Below are 7,177 nucleotides of genomic sequence, written 5' to 3'. Positions count from 1 at the left end.
CTCCCGCACCGGGAACACAGGCGCCCCTTCGGCGGTCGGCGCCTGCGACTCGGAAACCGCCCGCAACGGGAAGGTGGGCGCGCTCTCGCTGCGCGGTGTACTGCCGCCGGCCAGGGGCTCGCTGTGCGGCTCGGGGGGCGCGGGCGGGGGGAAGGGGGCGGGCTTCGGGGAGGGCGGCTCCGTGTCGGGCTCGCGGGCCGGTTCCGGGGTCTGCCTCAGTACGTGCGTCACCCTGTCGTCCTCCGGTCGCGGGGCCGGGCCCGGCCGGGACACGTCGGCCGGCGGGTCCGGCGGTGCCGTGCGCAGGGGCTCCGCCGCGAACGTACTGGAGCCGTCGGTGTGGACCTGGAGGGGGACGACGTAGCCGATGCGCTCGTCGGTGACCGTGGCGAGGACGGGGTGGCCTGAGGCGAGGGCGATGCGGTGGAGGTGGCTCAGGACGGCCTGCTGGATCTCCTCGCCGGGAGCCGGGTGGACCGGTACGCCGCCGACCGAGGCCCCGGAGCCGTCCGCCGGGACATGGACGGCGACCGGCGTCGCCACGGGTGCCGCCGGCCGCGCGGCGCGCTCGTGTTCCCGCTTCTTCCCGCGGCTCAGTCGAGACATCGGCTCCCTCACTCGGATGAGTGCCATCCGGTCGTTCGCGTACATTCGAGTCTCTCCGCCCGCCTGCCCTCCCCACGTCACCACGACGTCACAGACTCGCACCAGGAACCGCACTCCTGTGACGCGGGTAACGTTTCGGGGCGAGGATCGTCGGGCTGACACGGGAGGGGGACGGCCATGCGGACAGGCGTACGACAGGGACCGGAGATCTGGATCCGCGGGCCGGTGACCGACGCCCGTGCCGAGGCCGACGGGTGGGAGGACAGGCCCGGACGGCCCGCAGGCCGGCCCGTCATGCCCCGCCGGTTCTCCTGGCTGGCCACCCACGGCGGCGCGGGCACGACCACGCTCGCGGCCGTCTACGGCGGTCACGACTGCGGACGCGCCTGGCCGGGGCCCGGCGCTCCGGAGTCGGTGCTGCTGGTCGCCAGGACCCACTCGGCCGGCCTGGACGCCGTCACCCGGGCCCTCGACGTGTTCCGCGGGGGCGAGGCGCCCGCCGGACTCGACCTGGACGCCGTGGTGCTCGTCGCGGACGCGCCGGGCCGGCTGCCGCGGCGGCTCGCCCAGCGGGTGAAGCCGATCGAGTCCGTGATCGACGTCTACCGCGTCCCGTGGGTGGAGGCCTGGCGGCTGGGCGACCTGAGCGGAGCGCCGCCGCGGGAGAGCGAACCGCTGGCCCGTCTCACGGGGGCAGGGACCGCGCGGGCGGCCTCTAGGCCGTGATGTCCTTCGCCGTGAACCGTGCCCAGGCCGCCGAGCCGAACACGGCCGCGTACAGGGCCTGCAGCTCCAGGTTCTTCACCAGGCCGTCCCAGTAGACCGGCTCGCGCATGAGGTCGGCGAAGGACAGCCAGTAGTGGGGGAAGAGGTACGGCTGGATCGCGTGCAGTTGGGGGATCTGGTCGAGGATCTGAACGGTGATCAGCAGGCCCACGGTCGTGGCCATCGCGGCGATCCCGCTGTTGGTCAGCGTCGAGACGAACAGGCCGAGGGCGGCGAGCCCGATCAGGGACGCGGCGACGACAAGGGCGATCAGCAGCGCCCGGCCCAGTCCATCGGCGAAGCTGATCCGCGTGCCCGAGATGGTCGTCAGATCGCCGAGCGGGAACAGCAGGGCGCCCACGACGAGCGCCGAGACGGCGACCACGAGGGTGGCGACCAGGCAGAAGGCCATCGCCGTGGCGTACTTGGCGAGCAGCAGGCGGGTGCGGCCGGCGGGGGCGACCAGCAGATAGCGCAGGGTGCCCGCGTTCGCCTCCCCGGCGACGGCGTCGCCGGCGATCACGCCCACGGCCATCGGCAGGAAGAACGGCAGGGTGGCGGCCAGCGCGGTGAAGACCAGGAACAGCCCGTTGTTGGTGACCTGTGCGATGAACGCCGGCCCCTCGCCGCCCCCGCCGCCGGCGGACGAGCCGTCCCTCGTCTCGATCCTGACGGCCAGCCCGACCAGGACTGGCACAGCGGCCAGCACGCCCAGCAGCGCGAGGGTGCGCCAGCGCCGGAAGGTGGTCACCAGCTCGCTGCGCAGCAGCCCGAAGGTCCACAGCGGGCGCGGGGCGCGCACGGCCGCGTCCGCGGCCTGCCCCGGCGACACCTCAGCCCGCGACATCGAAGCCCTCCCCCGTGAGTGCCACGAACGCGTCCTCCAGCGAGGCCCGTTCGACCCCGAAGCCGCGTACGCGGACGCCCGCCGTCACCAGCGCGGCGTTCACGTCTGCGAGGTCGCGCTCCGGTGGGTCGCCGGTCACCCGGTCCTCGCCCACGACGACGTCGCCGACGCCCTGTTCCTTCAGCACCCGGGCCGCCTCCCCCGTGTCGGGCGTGGTCACCACCAGCCGGCCGCGCGCTCCGGCGGCCAGCTCCGCCACAGCACCCTGGGTGATCAGCCGCCCCTGCGCCATGACCGCCGCGTGAGTGCACACCTGCTCGATCTCGTCCAGCAGATGGGAGGAGAGGAAGACGGTCGTACCGTCGGAGGCCAACTCCCGGACCAGGGAGCGGATCTCGCGCATGCCCTGCGGGTCGAGACCGTTGGTCGGCTCGTCCAGGACGAGCAGTCGTCGCGGCTGGAGCAGCGCGGCGGCCAGCCCCAGGCGCTGTTTCATGCCCAGGGAGTAGGCCTTGGCCTTCTTGCCCGCCGCTGCCGTCAGGCCCACCCGGTCCAGGGCGGCGGCGACCCGGGCACGCCGGGTGCGGGGGTCGGCGGTCGGGTCGGCGGCGTCGTAGCGCAGCAGGTTGTCCCGGCCGGACAGGAAGCCGTACAGGGCCGGGCCCTCGATGAGCGCGCCGACCTGCGGGAGCACGGTGCGCGAGGACCGGGGCATGGGGCGCCCCAGCACCCGCGCCGTGCCGGAGGTGGGCTCGATGAGCCCCATCAGCATGCGGATGGTGGTGGTCTTGCCCGAGCCGTTCGGGCCGAGGAAGCCGAAGACGCTGCCCGCCGGGACGGTCAGGTCGAGACCGTCGACGGCGAGCTGTCCGCCGCGGTAGCGCTTGGTGAGCCCGCGCGTGTGGATGACGCTGTCATCCCCTCCGTCCATCGGCTCCCTCGATTCCTCGTGCCCGTCGCGTCCTTACTGCCCGGTGTTCGCAGCCTTCACCAGCGTGTCCTTGGTGACGGCGCCGACGTACACCTTGCCGTTGTCCGTGATCAGCGCGTTGACCAGGCGGGTGGAGAAGACCGTGCCCTTGCCGAACTTCCCGCTGACCTGGTCGCCGAGCGAGCCGAGGAACCCGCTCAGGTCGCCCTTGCCGGAGGACGACGGGATGCCGCCCTTGTTGCCGGTGTCGAACACGGCGATGGAGTTCCAGCCCTTGCCGAGGACCTTCGGGCCGTTCTCGGCCAGGTCCTTGTGCGACGCGCCGGGCTCGTGGAACTGCCGGCCCGGGCCGGCCTTCCGCTCGGCGCCCCGCCCGGCGTCCTGCCCGGCCTCCTTCGCGGCGTCCTTCTCCTCGGTGACCTTCGCGCCCTTGGGCGGGGTGAAGTCGAAGGTCGCGGCGGCCGGCCTGGCGAAGCTGACCTGGGTGAAGCCCGCGTCCACCACGGCGGCGCCGCCGCTCGCCGGGGTGAGCGTGAACTTCAGCGGCAGCCCGGTCTTGGCGTCCACCGCGATGCTGATCGCACCGACCGTGGTGCCGGAGGCGTGCTTCGGCTCGATGACCAGCTTGTAGGCGTCACGGCCGGCGACCTGCGCGGTGCCGTCGACCTTCACCGAGGTGGTGTCGTCGACCGACTTCAGGGCCTCGTCGGCGAAGTCCTTGGGCGTGGCGGGGACCTCGTCCCGGTGCTTCTTGCCGCCGTCGGCCGCGGTGCCGTGGAAGACCTCGTTCGACTTGCTGTCGTAGCCCCAGACGTCCTTGCCGTTGTGGATGAGGCTGTACTCGGCGGCGCTCTCGATCAGCGAGACCTTCTGCCGGTCCTCGCCGTCGGCGGCGACGCGCAGGGTGTGCGTTCCGGAAGCCAGCTCGGGCAGCTTTGACGTCGGGTCGGCCGACGAACCGTCACCACCCCTGGCTGCGCCGGAGGCCAGGCCGCTCTCCAGGCCGCCGAGGTTCGGCAGACCCAGGTCGGTGCTGACCTTGACCGTGCCGGACAGCTGCTGGACGTCCGACTTGGCGATTTTCTCGATGAGTTGCTGTGCGGTGATCTTCGGCAGGTTGGGGTCGCCGGACGCGGCGAGCGCGGGGACGAGCCCGATGGTCGCCGCCGCCACCCCCACCACCGTGACCGGGACGACGTAGCGCGCGGCCTTGCGGCGCCCCGTGCGCAGGTCGTCGGCTTCGGATTCGTTCGGTGCCATGTGTGCCCTACCTCCGTCATCGGCGGCGGCTGTCCTTCTGCACTGGGATGTCACCCTCAGCCGCCATTCTCACCCAGATCGGTGAGGAGTGGTGTGGTCCGTTGTTTCCATCTGACCAAATCGGCGGGGCGGAAGCGTCAGACCCCGGAGCCAACTCCGTGTACGCCTGCGGTATGACACACCAAGGGCGGCGCCTCCCCCATCCCGTAGGGGTAGGGGTGGAGAGCGCCGCTCGAAGGGGCCGCCCGGCGGGGGCGTCCGGCGAGGTCGCGGGACCGGACGGGCATCAGCCGGCCCGGTGCACCACCGCGTCGCACAGCTGAAGCAGTGCGGCCTTCGCCTCGCACTCCCGCAGCGGCGCCAGCGCGGCACGCGCCTCCTCGGCGTAGCGCACGGTGTCCCGGCGGGCCTGTTCCAGCGCCGGGTGCGCCCGCAGCGCCGCCAGCGCCTCCGCGTGCCGCGCGTCGTCGCTCAGGTCGGAGTCCAGCAGCTCGCACAGGGCGATGTCCTCGGCCAGCCCCAGCCGGGCCGCGCGCTCGCGCAGCCGCAGCACCGGCAGTGTGGCGATGCCCTCGCGCAGATCGGTGCCGGGCGTCTTGCCCGACTCGTGCGAGTCGGAGGCGATGTCCAGGACGTCGTCCGCCAGCTGGAAGGCGACGCCCAGGCGCTCGCCGTACTGCGTCAGCACGTCCACGACCGTCTCGTCGGCGCCGGACATCATCGCGCCGAACCGGCACGACACCGCCACCAGCGAACCGGTCTTGCCGCCCAGCACGTCCAGGTAGTGGTCGACCGGGTCCCGGCCGTCCTGCGGACCCGCCGTCTCCAGGATCTGCCCGGTGACCAGCCGCTCGAACGCCACGGCCTGCACGCGCACGGCCTCCGGGCCGAGGTCGGCGAGGATCTGCGAGGCGCGGGCGAAGAGGAAGTCGCCGGTCAGGACCGCGACCGAGTTGCCCCAGCGGGTGTTGGCGCTGGCCACCCCGCGGCGCACGGCGGCCTCGTCCATCACGTCGTCGTGGTACAGCGTCGCCAGATGGGTCAGCTCCACCACCACGGCCGAGGGCACGATCCCCGGCGCGTACGGATCCCCGAACTGGGACGCGAGCATCACGAGCAGTGGCCGGAACCGCTTCCCGCCCGCCCTGACGAGATGCTGGGCGGCGCCCGTGATGAACGGGACCTCGCTCTTGGTGGCTTCGAGCAGCCCTTCCTCGACAGCCGCCAATCCGGCCTGGACATCGGCTTCGAGAGCCTGGTCCCGCACGGTCAGCCCGAATGGCCCGACGACGGTCACGAGGGGTCTCCTGTCTGCTGGTGTCTGCTGGGGATTACACGGTTTGTCGATAGGTCGCTGCCCTCACTCAAGTCAGCGTATCCGGTCACGTTTCGATCACCGATATCGCCCACCTATACGGGCCAGGCCACTTCACCCGACGTGACCACCGTCACGTGTCAGTCACACGGCCCACGCACCCTCACGCATGGAGTCCGATTCACCCCTATTAGGGTTTCAATTCTCTTTAGTGGTAATTGCCCTTCGGTCGCCCGAGCCGTGACTTGGAACACACCTCCCTCCGTCCGCACCATCTCTCGCACTCCTTCACATTCCCTTTACAGACAGCCGAGTTGAGCCTTGGCAGGTGCAAAGGATCAAGCACCACATACACCCCAGACCAAGGTCAAACAGGACGAGTGTGATTCCGGCACTTGTTCGGGACATGTGCTCTCGCATACGTTCCCGGCACCGACGGGCGGACGCCGAATCCTGCCGCCGCCCGTAATCCCAACGACCGAATGACCCACGGCAGGAGCGGGGGACCCAGGTAAGTTCGCCGGGCCGGGTGTCGTACGCACCGCGTACGCCGCACCGGAACGGCTTGGGGTGAAGCCGTGCCCTTCAGGGCGCGGCCGGGCACCTCCCAGCCCGAACCCGACAGCTCACCTCGCAGGCGACGGAGAGGAATTCCCCCATGCCTGCAAACGGTCAGCGCCGCTCTACCCGCACCGCCCGCCTCATCCGCACCCTCGCCGTCACCGGCACGGGCGCAGCCGTCCTCGCCGTGCCGCTGCTCGGCGCCACGACCGCGTCCGCGGCGACCCCGGCCACCGTCCGGACGGCCGCGAGCTTCGGTTACTCGAACAACCTCGACGGCTGGATCCGGGCCTCCCTGGCGGTCATGGCACAGAAGGGCATCCCGGGCTCCTACAACGGGATCCACCGCAACATCATCCGCGAGTCCTCCGGCAACCCGCGTGCCATCAACCTCTGGGACTCCAACGCCAGGAAGGGCATCCCGTCCAAGGGTCTGCTCCAGGTCATCGACCCGACCTTCCGGGCCTACCACGTGAACGGCACGTCCTGGGACATCTACGACCCGATCGCCAACATCACGGCCGCCTGCAACTACGCGGCCAAGCGGTACGGCTCCATCGACAACGTCTTCGGCGCGTACTGACCGGACCGTAGCCGGACCACCGGCTAGTGCTGCGACCGGAAAGGTTCACCGGCTCGCGACGCCCGGCACGGCACTCCCCCGGCCTTCGGCCGGGGGTACCCCCACGCCGCGTAGTCGCATCACCCGAGTACATCCAGTACGCGGGCGATACTCCGCCTTGCGACGCACCGCACCGGACGCCGCGAGCTTTCCGGCAAACCTTTCCGGCCACAGCACTAGTAGGGCTCCGTTAGGTCTTCTCGGCCCTGTTTGGGGCATGTTGGACGTTGTGGACTTACATGAAGTGAACCGTGCTCGGGCGAAGTTGGC

Annotated in this window: 6 protein-coding genes, 1 pseudogene and 1 riboswitch; of the genes and pseudogenes, 2 read left to right on the top strand and 5 right to left on the bottom strand. The window is 71.3% G+C overall.

Features of this window, described 5'->3' with window-relative positions:
- Nucleotides 1-606, bottom strand: a pseudogene (locus ABZ818_RS35385) (tetratricopeptide repeat protein); the annotation flags it as partial.
- 177 nt (nt 607-783) lie between these two features.
- Between ABZ818_RS35385 and ABZ818_RS35380 the strand changes: the two are divergent.
- Complete coding sequence (locus ABZ818_RS35380; RefSeq protein WP_361424083.1) at nt 784-1,332, top strand: hypothetical protein; 549 nt, start codon at nt 784-786, stop codon at nt 1,330-1,332.
- Here ABZ818_RS35380 and ABZ818_RS35375 read toward each other — a convergent pair.
- The 4 genes from ABZ818_RS35375 to ABZ818_RS35360 form a co-directional block, all read right to left on the bottom strand.
- Nucleotides 1,322-2,218 carry an ABC transporter permease gene (locus ABZ818_RS35375; RefSeq protein ID WP_361424080.1) on the bottom strand — a complete coding sequence of 299 codons (897 nt, stop codon included), beginning with the start codon at nt 2,216-2,218 and terminating at the stop codon, nt 1,322-1,324. The genes ABZ818_RS35380 and ABZ818_RS35375 overlap by 11 nt on opposite strands.
- Nucleotides 2,205-3,149, bottom strand: a complete 945-nt coding sequence (locus ABZ818_RS35370) for an ABC transporter ATP-binding protein (protein WP_361424077.1) — start codon at nt 3,147-3,149, stop codon at nt 2,205-2,207. Before ABZ818_RS35370 ends, ABZ818_RS35375 begins: the two co-directional genes overlap by 14 nt.
- Nucleotides 3,150-3,182: 33 nt before the next feature.
- Complete coding sequence (locus tag ABZ818_RS35365) at nt 3,183-4,409, bottom strand: DUF2092 domain-containing protein (protein ID WP_361424074.1); 1,227 nt, start codon at nt 4,407-4,409, stop codon at nt 3,183-3,185.
- A 286-nt stretch (nt 4,410-4,695) separates the two neighbouring features.
- Complete coding sequence (locus ABZ818_RS35360; protein ID WP_361424071.1) at nt 4,696-5,706, bottom strand: polyprenyl synthetase family protein; 1,011 nt, start codon at nt 5,704-5,706, stop codon at nt 4,696-4,698.
- A gap of 484 nt (nt 5,707-6,190) precedes the next feature.
- Nucleotides 6,191-6,377, top strand: a riboswitch (cyclic di-AMP (ydaO/yuaA leader).
- 5 nt (nt 6,378-6,382) lie between these two features.
- Between ABZ818_RS35360 and ABZ818_RS35355 the strand changes: the two genes are divergently transcribed.
- Entirely contained in the window at nt 6,383-6,868 is a 486-nt protein-coding gene (locus ABZ818_RS35355) for a transglycosylase SLT domain-containing protein (RefSeq protein ID WP_361424068.1), read from the top strand.
- Nucleotides 6,869-7,177 lie beyond the last annotated feature (309 nt).

Origin of the sequence: Streptomyces sp. NPDC047453 (assembly GCF_040643155.1) — a bacterium.
GTDB lineage: Bacteria > Actinomycetota > Actinomycetes > Streptomycetales > Streptomycetaceae > Streptomyces.
Note: the sequence above shows the minus strand (reverse complement) of the source record. Positions and strands in the feature narration are given on the sequence as shown.

Excerpts from the sequence above, each read along its gene's own strand:
- ABZ818_RS35380 (WP_361424083.1), top strand. The coding sequence starts at position 784 with ATGCGGACAGGCGTACGACAGGGACCGGAGATCTGGATCCGCGGGCCG.
- ABZ818_RS35375 (WP_361424080.1), bottom strand. The coding sequence starts at position 2,218 with ATGTCGCGGGCTGAGGTGTCGCCGGGGCAGGCCGCGGACGCGGCCGTG.
- ABZ818_RS35370 (WP_361424077.1), bottom strand. The coding sequence starts at position 3,149 with ATGGACGGAGGGGATGACAGCGTCATCCACACGCGCGGGCTCACCAAG.
- ABZ818_RS35365 (WP_361424074.1), bottom strand. The coding sequence starts at position 4,409 with ATGGCACCGAACGAATCCGAAGCCGACGACCTGCGCACGGGGCGCCGC.
- ABZ818_RS35355 (WP_361424068.1), top strand. The coding sequence starts at position 6,383 with ATGCCTGCAAACGGTCAGCGCCGCTCTACCCGCACCGCCCGCCTCATC.